Here is a 16,298-nt window from a genome sequence, read left to right as displayed (position 1 = left end):
CACCGGGCTGAGGGGTTCGCTGGTCGCGGCGATCGACGCGGCGGGGCTGGACGTGCCTGCCCCGGCCGGGCCTTCGGCACTGCTCTCCGGCCGGGTCTCGGCCGTCACGATGACCGCGTTCGAGGGTGGCCTCGCCATCGGCGCACCCGAGCTGCCGGCACAGGGCCGGTTCACCAGCACCGTCGGCGGGAACCCTGGCCTGCCGGCCGAGGCCGCGGCCAGGGTCGCCGACCGGATGCTCGACGGTGCGGAGTCGTGGACGGGCGACCCCGTGCGCTTGCTGTGGGCCGCCGACAGCGAGTGGTCCCTGGCGCAGCGGGGCGAGTTCGAAGCCGAACTCGGCAGGCGCCTCGGGACGGGGATCTCGCCCGGTGGAACCTCCGGTGCGGTCGTGTCGATGGCTTCGGTTCCGGGCGGCGCGGCGCCGCGCCCGCAGGCGTGGCCCGCCGGATGGAACGTCGCGGGCCAGATCGTGGATCCCGCCGTGTTGACCGGAATCCAGGATGCGGTCCTGGCCCGGTTCGGCGGGCAGCAGGTCGAGGTCGCGGCGTACGAAATCCCGAACGGTGAGGTCGCCGTCCGGCTCACCTACCGGCCGGACCTGCCTGATCTGTGGCTGATCGCCGGCAACCAGCCGTCGCCGGCGGATTGGCCGCTGTTCACGGCATTGCGGGAAGGCAGGCCGATCGCCCCCGGTGAACTGGCCGACCCGCGTGGCGACGGGTTCCTCCGGCTGCGGGTGCCCTCGTTGGACCGGCACGGCGAGCTGATCATCGCCGACCAGCTGTACGCGCTGGCCGAGAACCTGTACGGGGCCGACGTGCCCGCCGCGGGCTGGCCGCTGCGGATGGCCGAACCGGCGCGGCTCGACCTCGAACGGCAGATCCAGGCCCGGTACGGAGTATCGGTCCGGGTGGAGGCCGGTGCGAACGGAATCCTGCTCCGGGGCCGTGACGGCCACGGCGAGTACCAGGTGCCGGTACTGCTGCGGCAGGGCCTGGCCCGGCCGGTCGCTTTCCTGATGCGGCAGGGAGAACCGGGTACGCACCGGCTGGTGGTGCCGAACGGGGCGGACTCGTCGGCCATTGTGGACAGTCTCGCGGCTGTGTATCGCTACCGGGAAGTCGCATACGGCCTCGACGACATGCTCCCGGGCGGCGTCGGCCCGGCGGCCCGGATCGGCACCGAAATCCGGCAAACGGCCGCCCGCATCGCTGTGCTGGAAGAAGCGCTGCGGCTGGGATCCGGCCACGACCTGAGCGAAGTCCGCGATCAGCTGAACGACGCGCGGATCCAGTACGCCGAGCAGCTACACCAGCAGCATACGATCCGCGCGGAAGCCGATCGGACACGCCGGATCGCCGTGCAGGACCTGCGTATGCGGGCTGCCGCCGCGCGCGGCGCGCAGTTCGCGGTTCCGGCGGCCGAGCCCTTCGGAGGGCCGGTTCCGGCGGCCGCTTCCCTGACCGCGCATCTGCAGTTCGCGGTGTTGCAGCAGGACGAGATGTGGATGCGGACGATCCTCGCCGCGTCCGGGTCGGTGTCCGCGACGGCGGAGGAAGGCGCGCGCCGGGCGCTGGAGTTCCTGCGCGGCCAAGTCCGTCCTGCGGTGCAGCAGTACACCGACGGGACAGCGGCGCAGGACGTCTCCGCGTCCGCGGCCGCACTGCTGCACGTGAGCGAACGGATCCGCGCCTACAACGAGTTCGTCCGGTCCGTCCTCGACGCGGATCAGGAGGGTGTGTTCAAGGACCTGCTGCCGGACCAGATGCTGGCCATCCACCACGGCGAAGACGCGGTCGCACCGACGGCGACCATGGTCGACGGGCGAGTCTGGCTGCCCGAGCCGTCGAACCCCGAAGCGCTGCGGAACCCGGCGGGCCCGCTGCTGCACGACCCGCTGGGGGTGAACTACGGCGGCGTCTTCCGGCTGACCACGAGCCGGCGCTCCGGCCGGGAGCTGTACTCGTTCGACAGCCAGGTGCTGGTGGCCGCCCTGTACCGGACACTCTTGGAGACGAACGGCCTGCGCGGTGCGGAGCTGGACGGCGAGGTCTCCGGTTACGCCCGTTTCCTGGCGGACGCGACCCCCGATCCCGAACTCGTCAACGCCCATCCGGTCAAGGTGTTCGGTACCGAGCTGTACGTCAAGATCGACCTGAACCGCAGCGCGGCCGGCGTCCCGCGACCGGCGGACTTCGCGCGGAACCTGGCGCGGCTGCGCGATTTCTACGGCGACCGGGTGCAGGTCGAGGACGACGGGCCGATGGTAGGGATGCAGCTGCGCGTGCTGGCGGCGCTGCCTGACGACGTGCACCGGCTGGTCGCGGTGGGGCTGGCGGAAGGCGGCGGTTCGATCCACCTCGGCACGGGCTACGCCGGGTACATCGGCGGCTGGGCCAAGCAGATGTTCGCCGGGCTGCACCCGAAACACCGCATCAAGGGCGTGGACCAGACCCACGGACTCGCCGAATACCCCATCAGACGGCTCACCATCGGCAGTTCCGAGTTCGTCGCGCTTTCCGAGGACGGGGAGCCGGACGGCCGCTCGATGCTGCTGGACGGCGGGCGCACGCTCACCAGCGCGGCCGACAATCTGCGGCGGGTCCCGACGCACGAACTGGCGCACCTGATCATCGGGCTCACGAATCCGGCCGGCGGGTCTTTCATCGACACCACCGCCGGGTGGGCCGAAATCCACGACCTGGTGGCGGCGTTGCCCGGTCAGCAGCTCAGCCTCGGGTCCAACCCCGATGGGGGCCGGGCGCGCCTGTCCTCCCTCGCCGAAATCGGTGCCGACCTGCTCGCCGACTACCTGTCGGACCTGGTGTACCAGCAGCTGACCGGGCAGCGGGACTGGCCGGCCCTCAACGAGTCGCTCGGGGTGGACCTACCCGCGGTGCCACCCGCGGTCGAACTTCACGACGACGTGCTGACAGTGCGGCTGCAACGCCCGGACCGGACCGGACCGGCGGTGGTACTCGGCGCCGCCGGGGCACCGGTCCTGAACACGGACGCGGGCGGGCCTGACGACGGGACCACGGTCGTCATCGAGGGTCTTGAAGCCCGCTTCACCGATGAAGCCGGCCGCGTGACGTCGATCCGCCGTGACCCGGCCACCGGAGACCGGATCGTCGAGGGGCCGGACGGCATCACCACGGTCGTCGCCCCGGACGGCCGGGTGACGGTTTATCAGCACGGCCAGTGGGTGGTCGGGATCGCCGCGGACCGGACGGTGCTTCCTCCGCTCGATCCCGCGACGCCGTTCAGGCTGCCCGCGACGAAGATCACCGCGGAGCCGGGCGGTGTCGTCAGCGCTACTTCCGCGGACGGCTTGGTCATGGTCGGCACCGACGGCCGCACCATCCGGGTCGGCCCGGTCGCGAATCGCACCCCGGACGGCACCGGCGCGGCCGAGGTGCGCGATCGCGTCATCGAATTCTTCGCGACCCGGCTGGCCGAGCCGCCACTCGCCTCGAACGGCCGGCAGCGGTGGCACGATTACGCGGCCCGCACCGGCAACCAGACACCGTTGAGTCACCTGCAAGTCTGGCTGGACGGTCCGGAAGCGCCGCCCGGGTTCGCGGAGCGAGCGGGTTTCGATCGCGCGCGCAGTGACGAGCTGAGGTGGCGCTGGGCCGATGTCGTCGAACGGATCGCCCGTGGCAGCAGCTATCCCGAGTACGCCGAGTTGCTGGTCGAAGCGCACGGCCTGATCGAGCAGATCAACGGCGTGCTGGAGCAGTGGGCGCAGGCGGCGAGGTCCGAGCCCGCGGACCGGTTCGCCGCCGAACTGGCGTTGTACGAGGCCAGGGACGCCAGCTGGTGGAGCACGATGACGCCGCCGCTGTCCACGGCGTCACTGGACCAGCAGCCGTATGACGGGACGATCGTCTCCCGGATCCTGCTGAGCGCGGCCCTGCGGGCGCGGGGTATGGCCGATGCCGATCCGGGGACCGTGCTGGAACCGGTGCGCGACGCGTATACCCAGGGCGATGCGCTGCGGCAGATCCTGACCGCACGCGGGATTCCGCTCGCCCCCGCGGACCTCCCGGCGGTTGTGCCACGCGCCGGAGCACCGGCTCGCACGGCGCCGGCCGTGGACTCGGACTGGGGCACCCTTCCGGTGCGGATCGTCAGCATGCGGGACGCCGAGCCGATGGCGGCCGCCGAACCCGGCGCCGACCGTACGGTCGTGCAGCCGGGCCAACTCGTACTGTCCGGGCCGGCGCCGGACGGCATGAGTGCCGAAGTCACCCCGGCGGAGCTGATGTCGGATGTGCGGGCGCGGGTCCGGCAGCTGGGTATCGAGGGCTTCGTCGAAGACGGCGGGGACGAGCTCGGCTGGGACACCGGCGTGCCCGGCACCACCCGGTGGCGGTTCGCCGTCAGCGTGGACGCGACGTTGTCCGGACCGGTCGTCCGGCTGCCGGGCTTCCGGCTCGTGCAGGGCCGGTGGATCGCCGATGGACCGGTCGTGCTCGCGCTGCCCGGTCTCCCGCCCGCAGGCGAGGCGCGCGCCGCCTACCTCGACAGACTGCTGACCGCGGTCGGCCGCGCCGTGCCGGAGGAGCTGCGAGCACTGCTGCCCACGCCGTCCGCTTCCGTGCAGGACCCGGCGGACCGGGCGGAACTGGCCATCATCGAGGCCACGATTCGCGCCGCCTTCGCCGGCACGCGGGTCGCTGTGCACGTCTACCGGACCCCGGCGGGGCAGCTCGGCGTCCGGCTGAGCCACCCCGGTGCGGACGGGGACATCCTGCTCTTCGCCGATACCGGCGACACCTTGCCGGAATGGGGCTTCTTCAAAGCTGCCAGGGAACACCGGGCGATCCTGCCGACCGATCTGCTGGAGCGCGACGAGCGCGGCGCCTTCCAGTTGCGGGTGCCCGGGGTGCAGCGGATCGACCGGCTGTCGGCGCCGATCATCGCGGACAGCCTGTACGCGGCGGTGCAGACGCTGATCGCCACCGGGGAGGTCGGGGACGTCGGCGAGCGGCTGCCCGAGTGGGTCCCGCAGGTGAGCGAGCAGCAGCGGGCGCAGCTCGAACGCGCCATCCGGCTGCGGCTGAACGCGACGGTTCGCGGCGTGCGGGTGTCGGCCGGGCCGGCCGGCCTGACCGTGCTCATCACCGACTACAGCGGCGGTGAGTACCGGATTCCGGTGACCTACCAAGAAGGGCTGGAACTCCCGAGCCTTTCCCTGCTGGACCCGGCGGAGCTGGACCTGCACCGGGCCAGGCTGCCGCGGTCCGGCGAGCTGGACCTCGCGGCTGTCACGGAAAGCGTTGTGGCGGTGGTGTTCTACCGCGCGGTGGTGCTGAAGAACGGCCCCTTGCCGCCGGTGTTGCCGCCGGGGGCGACGACGGCGTACGCACCGGAGCCGTCCGTCTACACCGAAGCTCGCCGGCCCACGGCCCACGATGTCCGCGCGCGGGCGGCGGCGCAGCGCGCTCAAGCTGTCGCGGTCATGCCCGCGGCCGGCTGGTCCGGGCCCCCGGCGCAGGCCGGCACGATCGCCTGGCACTTGCAGAACGCCGCGGCGGGTATGGAAGACACCTGGGCGCGCGCGATCGCGGTCGCCGAGGGAATCGCGGAAGCGGAGGGCAGCGTCGCCTTCCGGCAGACGGCGGCGACAGCCCGGCTCGCACTGGACAAGCTCCGCCAGGAAGTCCGCCCGGCGGTGCAGCGCTACAGCGACGCCGCGGTCATGCTCCAGGTGGAGCCGGCGCGCGTGGCGCTCGCGGATGTCGCCTCGGCGATCCGGGCCTACAACGAACTCGTCCAGCTGGTGCTCGCCGAGGACACCGACGGGATCTTCCACGACGTGCTGCCGAACCAGCCGCTGCAGGAGGAGTTCGGGCCGGGCGTCGTGCTGACGGCGGATGGGCGGTACTGGACCGCTCGGGCGGACAATCCCGATCTGCTGCGGAATCCGGCCATACCGACGTTGCTCGACCCACTGGGTGCGCTCTACGGCTCGGCGGTCACGTTGACCACGTATCAGAGCGTTGACGGCAACCCGTACTACAGCTTCGATGCGCAGACGCTGCTTACGACGCTGTACCAGGCAACGCGGGCGGCCGACGGGCTCACTGGCCCCGCCCTCGCGCAGGCCGTGGCCGCCTACGCCGCCCGCCTCGCGGGGACCCCGGCGAAGGCGGGGCTGTCCGGGCAGTCGTTCGTGCAAGCGCTGGGCCAGGAGTTCTACGACCGGAGCGGCTCGGACGGTGCCTTCGACCGGCTGCACGAGGATCCCCGCGACCCGGCTCCGGGCCCCGCCGTCAGCTTCACGACACTGGACGACTGGCTCGAACTCGTCGCCACCGGCCGGCATCCGTTGCCGGTGCTGCTGAACGCGCTCGCCGGCACAGCCACCTTCGATCAGGAGGCAGTGGCCGAGCTCGATGCGCTCTGGGCCCGGGTCCGTGCGTCTGCCGCCGTGCGCGGTGCGGACGGCGGACTGGTCGCCGCCCTGCGCGCGGCGCACCAGGCAGTCACCGAGGCGACAGCGAGGCTGACCGCGTGGGAAGTCCAGGTGTCCCAAGAAGAACGGGCGCAGCTTGCGGCGTCGATCGGTTCGGTCCGGTCGAGGATGTCGGCGCAGGGTGGCCCGCTGGCGCCGGGCTTCCTGGACCAGGTCCAGCACGGTGTGCTTCCCACCGTGCGGTCGCTGCTGATCGCGGCGCTGGAGGAATACGGGGTCGACGGCGCGGCCGAGATCGCCGACGCGGTGGAGCTCGACGGTGCGCCGAAGCCGGACGGTGTCTCGGTCGGCGATGTCGCTCGGTTGTTCGCGGGCCGGCTGCCGGGCTCCGCGCTGACCGACCGGGTGCGGGCCGCGTTCGGCGAACCACCGTCCACTGTGGACGCACTGGAAACGGCGGTCCGCGGTGGCGACCGCCGGGACATCATCGATGCGCTGCACGCGCTGCGTGCCGACCTGCGAAGCCTGCGCGAAGCAGGGGACGACTCGCTGTTGACGGCCACGGCGGCTCCGCGCCAGGCCGAGACCGAGCGTGCAGTGGCTGCACTCCGCGAACACGCGCGGCAAATGCGGGCCGCGGGCGACTCGGGCCCGTTGAACGTGCCCGTCGGCGATTTCCTCCCGGACCGGGGCAGGCCGGCGCGTATCCCGGCCGGCGCCGTCGAGGAACTGTTCGCGCTGCACCTGGCCGGCCGGACGTTCGGTGGCCTGACCGTCCGGGTCGTCCGCGGTGCGACCGTGTGGACCAGCGACGGCGTCCCCAAGATCTTGTTCGAGGTGGGGCATCCGGACTTCCCCGGTTCGACCGGGTTCGCCCAGCGGGCCTTCGAACGGGACGACGACGGCACCATCCTGGTGTACGACGTGGACAATTTCCTGCCCCAGACCTTGCGCGGCAAGGGGTTCTCCGCCGAGTTCAACTCCTTCCTCGACGTGTTGTTCCGGCGTTCACCCGGGGTCACCGGCATCGTGATGCGCGCCGTCGGCGACGGATCGGCGATCTGGCCCGGCCGCGGTTTCGACTGGCACGACGAGGAGGGGCAGGCCCGTGTGGCGGAACTGTTCGAGCAGCGGGCCGCCGCGCTGGAGGAGCAGGCAGCGCAGCTCCGGCTGGACCCTGGCGACGGCAGGCTGCTCGCGGAAGTCGAAGCGCAGCTGGCCGAAGCCACGGCTATGCGCGAGAGGTTGCGCCTCGACTTCGACGACGAGGACTTCCCGAGCGTGGCCGAGGTGTTCGGCACCAGGATCGGGCTGTACGTGCAGTCCGAGATCCGCCGGGGACAGGACGGGCTGATGCTGTACCGGCCGGTGACCGGACAGCTGGACTGGTGGACCGAGCTGGCCCAGCGGACCGAGAACCCGTTGGCAGGGCTGGAAACCGTGGCGATTCCAGCAGCGGAGGCCGAGGCGGCCGTGGCGCGCTGGGACGCCGCCCGGCGATCACTCGGCACAGCCGAGACCATCGGCCAGCTCGCGAGCGCGCTCACCGCCGCGCACGAGGCTGTGCTGGAGACCGAAGCCCTGCTCCGCGGGCTGCCGCCGGAGGAATCCGCCGCTCGTGCGGCCTGGGCCGAGATCGCGGCCGACGGCGGCCCGCTGGGCGCACCCTTCCTGGACCTCGTTCGCTTCGAAGACGGGACGCCCGCCGAAGCACTCCTGATGGCGGCCCTCACCTTTGCGACGCGGGGCCGGGAAATGCCGGCTGTCGGCGCGGTGACGGTGGGCCTGACCGTCGGCGAGGCCTTCCGGCAGCTGCTGCCGCCCGCCGAAACACCGGTGCGGCAAGGAGACGGCCCCGGCTGGGCGCCGGTGTATGTGCCGCGCGGGGTTCCCGGGCAGTCGGTGGTGATGGCGTCCGGTGGCGAGCAGGAGGAAGGCGCGCCCCCGGCCGCACGCGCCAGGGCCGAGGCCGCGAAGGCGAGGCTCGACGAGGCCGAGGCGCGGTTGGCCGCCGTGCGGAACTCCTACGATCCCGCGGAACTCGCCGCGGCACGGGCTGCGGTCAACATCGCCCGGTACGAGCATTTCCAGGCGCAGCAAGCACTTGCGCCAGCCGAACCGGTCACCGCCGAAGCTCCAGCGGAAATCCCCGCGGTGGCGGAACCGGTCGGTGACTTCACGGATGCCCTGCGCCGCACCATCGAATCCCTCGAGGAGGGCATCGAACGGGAGACCCTGGAACAGGAACTGGCGGAGTATTCCGCGCTGCTGGGCCAGGAGCCGACCGCGGCGAACGTGTTCGCGGCAGCGAGCCTGCTCTTCGACATGACGCGTGGGCTGAACTGGTACTCCAGGGAGGTCGACCGGGACCACCCGCGGTACGGGCCGGTCAGTGCGCAGCTGGGTGGTGCGTTCCGGGTCCGCGTGGCGAACGGGTACTTCGACGCGGAGACCCAGATCCACCTGGCGGCGCATTTCCGGGCGCTGCTCGTGCTGAGGGGCTTCGAAGGCCGGGCGCTCGAAAGGCAAATCGTCGGCTACCTCTCGTTCCTGCGCGGCACTCCGGCCGATCCCGCCCTTGCGGGACGGTCGGTCGCCGAGGTGCTGCCCGGGTATCCGTACGGGTCCGTCCAGGACCAGTTCTTCGGCAGCGCGGTGCGGATCCCGCGCGGCTACGCCGATCGCTGGGAGTTCCTGGACTCCGTTTACGGCGGCAGGCTCGTCGTCGACGGGCTGGGTGCCCCCGTTTTCGCCCAGGTGTGGGCACTCGCGGAGATCCCGGTCGAGGTGCACCGGTTCCTGGCGCACCAGCTGGCCCTCACCGGCAGGGTGCTGCACCTCGGTGCCGCTCCGTACGTCGGCGCGACTCCGCTCGCCACTTTCGCGCAATTGCACGACGGGTATCAGGCGAGCGAGTCCGCCGGGCAGACCATCCCGTTGGGCCGGAGCGGGCCGGCGTTCCTGCGCCCGCTCGGCAGGCTGCTTGCCGAAGGCGCCGACGAAACAGCCGTAACCGATCTGCTGCAGGCGATCGCGCCTCGCGGCGGGTCCGTGCCGGAGCTGTGGGAGCTCGCGGGCGCCTACTTGTCGAGCTTCAACGACGACGGCTGGGCGCTGGACGACCTGTTCAAGGCCCGCCGGGCCGCGGACCCGCCGCTGGTGGTCATCGAAGACGACACGGTGGCAGTGCACGCGCTGGCCGGCCCAGCGGCCGGCGTCACCGTGCTGATCGGCCCGGACCGCGAATTCGTCGTCAGCGTGTCCGGGCGACCGTACGACGTCTTCGACGCGCCGGGCGCGACACTGCGGGACGGCTGGCTGGAACTGGAGGATGGGCTCGTCGGCACCCGGCTCAGGCGCACCGGGACCGACGGTGTGGAGATCCGGCGGGCCGACGGCGTCACGATCCTGATCGGTGCCGACGGGGCCGTGCGGGTCGAGCGGGACGGCGCCGTGGTCTTCGAGTCCGACGACGACCGGACCCTGGTGCCAGGGCCGGGACAGCAGCTGGCTGCCGGTGCGGAGGTGCTCGCCTACTCCACCGACCTGAGCGTGAACGTCCGGCTGACCGCGGACGGCCGGATCCGGATCGGCGGTGCGTCGAACCGCTCGGCGCAGGGCTTCACCCCGGCCGAAAACACCGGGCTGGTGCGGCATTTCTTCGACAGCCAGGTGCGCCGGCCCGCCGCGGACGAGTGGACCGTGGGCAACTGGCTGCTTCAGGCGTCCGAAGTGGACAGTCCGCTCGCGGCGCTCCGGGACTGGCTGGACCAGCAGCCCGCGCTGCGGAACAACGCCGCGTTGCGGGCGGCACTGGAGCCACGGCCGGATCTCGACTGGCGGCTGGTGCGGTCCGACTTCCGCCGGGATCCGGCCACCGGTTCCGTCGCGGAACTCGCGGAGCTGTTCGACAGGGCGTACCTGGCGATCCAGGAAACCCAGCAGGTGTTGCGTGCCTTCGCCGATGCGGTGCGCGCACTGCCCGCCGACCAGCAGTTCGCCGCCGGGGTCGCGTTCGAACGGGCGGTGACCTCATCGCGGTGGCCTGCCGTGCAGGGCATCGACAACCTCATGACGACCCGCTTCCTCGCGCGTGTCCGGCACGGCGGGGACACGTTCGCCCGGGCCCTGCTGCTGACCGCTTGCCGGGTGCGGTTCGGTGCGGATCTGCCGGCCAGGCTCGCCCGCGCCATGCAGGTGCGCACCTGGGAAGAGCTGGTGGAAAAGCTGGAGCCGCAGCAGGGCTCCGGTACTGACGGTGTCTCCGTCGCCGACATCCTTCATCTCGTCGGCCGGGTGTCGGAGCGGAACCCGCTGCCCCCGCAGCCGGTGGCCGAGTCGCTGGCCGGACGGATCCGGACGGCGTTCGGCGCACGCGGGCTGCCCTCGGACCTCGCGCTCGAACTGCGCCGCCTGCGCGACGCCGTGCGCGAGCGTGATCTCGGCCAGGTCGTCGCCTGGCTCGACGCCGTTCGCCGCGAGCTCGCGAAACTGGCCAGGGCGGGGATCGACGTGCTCGGCGCCGAACAGGGCCGTGCGACCGCGGTGGAGCGGTCCCGGAGAGCCTGGCGCTCGCGGCTGCTGGCGGACGCCAATGCGGCCGTCGGCGGTGGCGCCGACGCGATGGCCGTCTTCGTTCGCGGGCTGGACGTCGTGCCGGGGCGCGAGGCACCGGGCACGAACCTGCGGCAGCTGAACATGTCGTCGATCCGCGAGCTCGCCGAGGTCCGGCTCGGTATCGAGCCGGGGACGGCGGAACTGGAGTTGCGTCCGGACGGTTCCGGCTACCGGGTGCTCGTCGACGGTCTGTACGTCGCGGACGTGACCGTGCACCTCTCGCTGGAGGTGATGGCGCGCCGGCTGGCGGGTATCGAGGGGGCCGCGCGCGAGCTGGACCTCGACGTGCCGGACGTGTTCGGCGCCGCGCTGGCCCGGACGGCCGAGGGTGACGTCGGGCTCCTGATCGAGGCGCCCACCGGGCGGTCCCTGCGCGATCTGGCGTTCGAATGGTCCGGAACCGAGGACCCCACACTGTTCGAGCAGGCAAGGAAGCTGGTCCTGGCCGCGGCGGCGACCGAGGCGCGGGCGGTGCGTGCGGCCGGGCAGCACTGGGCGCGGGCCATCGAATCCGGTTACTGGTTCAACAGCGCCGCACTGCAACTGCAACGGCTCGAGACCGCGCTCCGGGCGTCGAGCCTGGACCCGGATCTGGCCGAACCGGAACGGGCCGGTGTGCTGGCCGACCGGCTCGGCCGGGTACTGGGCGCGATCGGACAGTTCACCGAGTGGTCGCGCGCGACGCCGCCGGCGCTCGCGGTCCGGTACGAAAGCGGCGACCTCGGCAGGCTGGGCCTCGACCCGGAGACCGGGGCGGAACGGATCGTCCCCGGCGGTTTCGCCGCGCTGGGCCGGATTCTGGCGCCCGGAGCGGATGCCAGGGTGGCGTCCGGCAACACCATGATCGAGGAGATCACGGCGGCCTTCGCCGGTCATCCGGAGCAGATCGCCGAGCTGCTCGGCCTCTTCGACGCCGAGCTCCGGAACGCACTGAGGTTTGCCGGCCCGGATTCCGGCGGCAGTCTGGCGTTCTACCGGGTGGTGGAGGAAGACAGTGTGCCCGCCGCGCAGGACGTGGAGGTCGCGGCCGGGCTGATCGACCGGATCACCAAGGAACTCGGCGTCGGCGAGCCGGTCGCCGCCCTGGAGACGCTCGACGGCATCCCGGTGGCGGAAATCGCCACTCGAATCCGGGAGAACCTTGGCTGGCGCCCCGAACCGGCCGCGCTGCGCATCTTCGAAACCGCCACGGACGCGACGGAAATCGCGCAGGCGCGGGAAGCGCTGCGGAAGGAGCTGAACGCGCTGCGACGCTTCGGTGTCGACCTGCTGCCCGACTCTCGCAAAACGACCGTCCGGCGCATCGTCGAAGCCGCACGGAAGTTCTTCACCGGTGCACCGGGCCGCCGTCCGATGGTGCACGCCATCGGAAGGCGCGATTTCGTCGCGGCGCTTCCGGAGGTGGCCGGGATCGACCAGTCGAGGCCGGTCGCCGCGCAACACGCGGCGCTGATCGCGTTCGCCGCCGGACAGCTCGGCATTCCGGTGGACGGCTTGGAGTTTTCGCCTCACGGGGGCGACGCGCTGCTGTTGTCCGACAGCGATGGGCCGCGTGCGGTGCTCACCGTCTTCGACCGCCCAGCCGTCCGCGCCGGCGTTCGCCCGCAGGACCGGATCGGCAGGCTCGCGGCGACGATCTGGGGTTACGACCGGCTGGCGCAGTACGGACTCGAGAAGTTCGAACTGCCCGAGGTGCTTGCGGCGGGACGTATTCCCGGTGAGCGGACGAAGGCGGTGCTGCTGACCTCCGTGGTGCCGGGGGTGACGCTGGAGGGCGCGCTGGTCGCGGTCCTGAGCGCCAAGACGGATCCGGCCCGCACGCGCGCGGTCGGCGTGCTGCGGGACATGGTCGAGACGATCGCCCAGGCCTACGCGGAGTTGCACACCCGAACCCGTGACACCGGCGGACCCGACTGGTCCGCGGGTGCGGGCTGGACGAATGCCGTGGTGGAGACCGTCCAGGACGAACCCGGTGCCGCGGAGCAGGAGCCGGCACTGCTGGATGCGCTGCAGCGACTGCAGGAGCTGGTCGGTTCGGCCCCGGAAGCCTGGCGTGCGCTTTCGTTCGGCGACAGCTCGATTTTCCGGTACCACCGCGATTCCGCGACCGGTCAGGGGCAGCTGAGCGTGGTCGACCCGGAGCTGCTGCGCTTCCTGGCCGATGCGGATGGCAAGCCGCTGGCCGGGGTCGGTGGCACGGCCGAACTCACCGGGGTCGGCCGGTTCGACGGGTCGCCGATCCCCGCCGACCCGGCCGGGCTGATCGACGAGCTGGTGCGCCTGTCGTCGAGGCTGGAGATCGACGCGCGCGTTCCCGGTCTCACCGAGGCGCTGGTGGACCAGTTCCGGACCACCTACACCGATGAGGTCCGGGACGGAGTCGCCAACACCGAGGCCAAGAGTCTCCGGCTGTACGACGCGGTCGAAGCGTGGCGAGCCGCCCGAGAGAGCGGGGAAGGGCTCGCGGAGCGGAAGGCCGAGGTGTGGGCGCGTGCCATCGAGGTCGCCGACGACCGCTTGCTCAGCGCCGAACACCAGCTGCGCGATGCGATTGCCGAAGGCGCCGACCAGACGGCGGCGCGCGACGCGGTGAACGCGACGCGCCTGCTGCGCGCGGAAATGGCGCGGGCCGCGGCGATGACGGTCGCGGCGCCCATCGAACCGGTCACCACGACGCTGAACAAGGCGGCACTGCGCTGGACCCGCGTGCTCGCCGACCTCAACGAACCGGACCTCCAGACAGCGCACGGGGAACAGGCCGTGGTCGCCTGGGAATCGACCGGCGATGTGGTCCGGACACTGCCGCCGCTGCTTCCGCTCGCGCGAAGCTACGAGCGGGCCGTCGAAGCCGGTGACGTGATCGAGGCCGTGCGGCGGCTCAACATGATCCGGTCGGGTATCCGGGAGCACAACGAAACCGTCGCCGACGCCATCGCCGTCGACTTGGTGCGTGCGCTCGTCGACGGTGATCCGATGCTGGCCGATCCGCTGGAAACGCTGTCCGGCAAGGAACTCGAAGTGTCCACAGTGGATGGACAACGGTTCCTCACGGTCGAGTCGCAGGTGGTGCTCGTCGCGCGCCACCGCCTGGAGCTCGAAGCGGCCGGTCTGGTCGGTACCGAGTTGTTCAGCGAACTCGAAGGCTTCGCGAAGTACCTCGCCGAGACGCCGGTGCGAGCGGAACTGTCCGGGCTCACCGCGGCCGACGTGCTGGCAGGCCCAGCCCCCCGCGTCGCGGACAGTGCCGGGCTTCGCGAGTTCTACGGCGAAAGTCTCGTGGTCGACGATCCCGCGCTGCTGCCCGCTTTCGCCGCGCTGCCGGAAAAAGTGCACCGACGCCTCGCGGCGCGGGCGGCCGCCGGTGGCCTGCCGGTGTTCGTCGGCGCGCGCCGGGGCCTGTCGCTGAGCGCGCTGTTCGAGTCGTATCCGGCACCGGACTCGCGGGAGATCCGGTTCGCCCCGGGGACACCGGCGATGGCGAACCTGCTCGACTCGGGTGCGGGGCTGGAGCTGGAACTGCTCCACCGGACCGTGCTTTCCCTGCCGGGGCACCGGATCCCGGTCGCGCTGCACGACAACCCGGTCGCGTTGCTGGCCCAGCTGACCGTCGGGTTGCACGTGGACCAGGCGGCCACGGACGGGCCGCGGGACGGCCTCGGGCTGCGGGCGATGCTGGGCATGGATCTGGTGGTTCCGGACATCAGCGTCAACGCCGACTCGGTCACCGTGCACCTCGGCGGGGGCATCGCGGTCACTGTCGGCCGGACCGGCCCGGCCGTGGTCGAGGGCACCACGGAACTGCCCGGCGGCACGGCGCTCGACGGATCCCGGATCCAGGTCAATGGCGTGACCATCGCCCGGACCCGGCGTGCGATCACCGTCGAGTCGCCGGACGGCGTCCGGATCCTGCTCGACCGTCGCGGCGGGGTGGAGATCCACCGTGGCGATGAACTGCTGACCGCGATCGAGGCCGACCGCACTCTGCGCTCGGCGGGCGCCCCCGTGCAGGTCGGCGACGGCGAGTTCACCGTCGCCGCCGGCGAGGTGCGGGTCGGCACCGCGTTCAACGGGGTCGTCCGGGTGAGCCGCGTCGACACCCGCACCCCGGACGGTCGTTCCGTCGAGGACGTGTACGAGGAGGTCGTGGGCTTCCTCCGGACCCACGGCCGGCGGATCGAACCCGACACCGAGTGGCTCGCCGACTGGTCGAACCTCGCCGACACGCTCGAATCGCCGATGGCCGCGCTGGCGCGCTGGCTGGAAAGCGCCCCGGCCGGGGCTGTGTGGTCGACGTTCGATCGCGCCGAGATCCGCTGGCTGCACCAGGCGTGGCGGGAGATCCAGGCGCGGATCGCGGGAAGCCGGGAGCGGGACGACTGGCTGGAGGCGCTCGCACTCCGGCGGAACCTGGTGGCGGACACGGTCTTCATGATGAACCGGTGGGCCGAGGCCGCCGGGCAGGCGATGCCCGCTGACCGGTTCGCGGCCCGGCTCGCGGTGGCGCAAGCCTGGCAGGAGTCGGGCTGGCGCCGGCTCGCCGAGATGGGCGATCCGCTTTCGCTGGAGTTCCTCGACCGGGCGCAGCACACCGGCGACCTGATCAACGAGGTCATCCTGATCGCCGCGCTGGAGCACCACGGGTATCGCGGGAACGCGCTGTGGTTCACGAAACAGGTGTACCGGGCCGACGCTCAGGACGGGGTGACGCTCGGCGACATCCTCCGGCTGGCCGTCCCCGGCCTGCCCGGCGAGAGACTGCCGGCCCGGATCGGCCGCACACTGGACGCGCTCACCGGCGAGCAGCGGCAGGCGCTCGACAACCTCGCCGAGGCGGCCGCCCCGCAAGGGTTGGTCCGTCTGCTCCGCGCGGCGCGGGACCTCCTTGCGCAGTTCGACATGCGCGTCCAGTCGCCGCGCGCACACGCGCCCGCCCCGCTGGACGAACCGGCGGCGATCCAGCTGATGCCGGGCAACCACGCCAGGCTTCGCGCGGCGAACGAGCTCGTGCGGCGGCTGACGGAAGGCGATGCCACACCGGCCCAGCTGAACGAAGCCCTTGCGGTGCAAGCGGAAGCGCGCCGCGCGCTCGCGACAATGCGGTCCACAGTGGACGAATACCTCGCCACTCGCCCGGCGCCATTGCCGTGGGGACCGGTTTCCGGCGGCAGCTGGGCGGGGCAGGAACCGCCGCCCGCCGTGCGAACCGCGCTTGAGCTGTGGCAGGACGTCACTGCGGCGCAGGCGTTCTGGACGG

At 72.0% G+C, this 16,298-nt stretch carries 1 protein-coding gene (only partly in view); it reads left to right on the top strand.

Annotated features, from left to right (window positions below):
- Positions 1 to 16,298: part of a hypothetical protein coding region (locus tag VHD82_RS28015; protein ID WP_325710455.1), annotated on the top strand (this coding region is incomplete at both ends). The annotated region continues 42,827 nt past the right edge of the window; the window shows 16,298 of its 59,125 annotated nt.

It is taken from the genome of Amycolatopsis sp., from assembly GCF_035546795.1.
Taxonomy (GTDB): Bacteria; Actinomycetota; Actinomycetes; order Mycobacteriales; family Pseudonocardiaceae; genus Amycolatopsis_E.
Note: the sequence above shows the minus strand (reverse complement) of the source record. Positions and strands in the feature narration are given on the sequence as shown.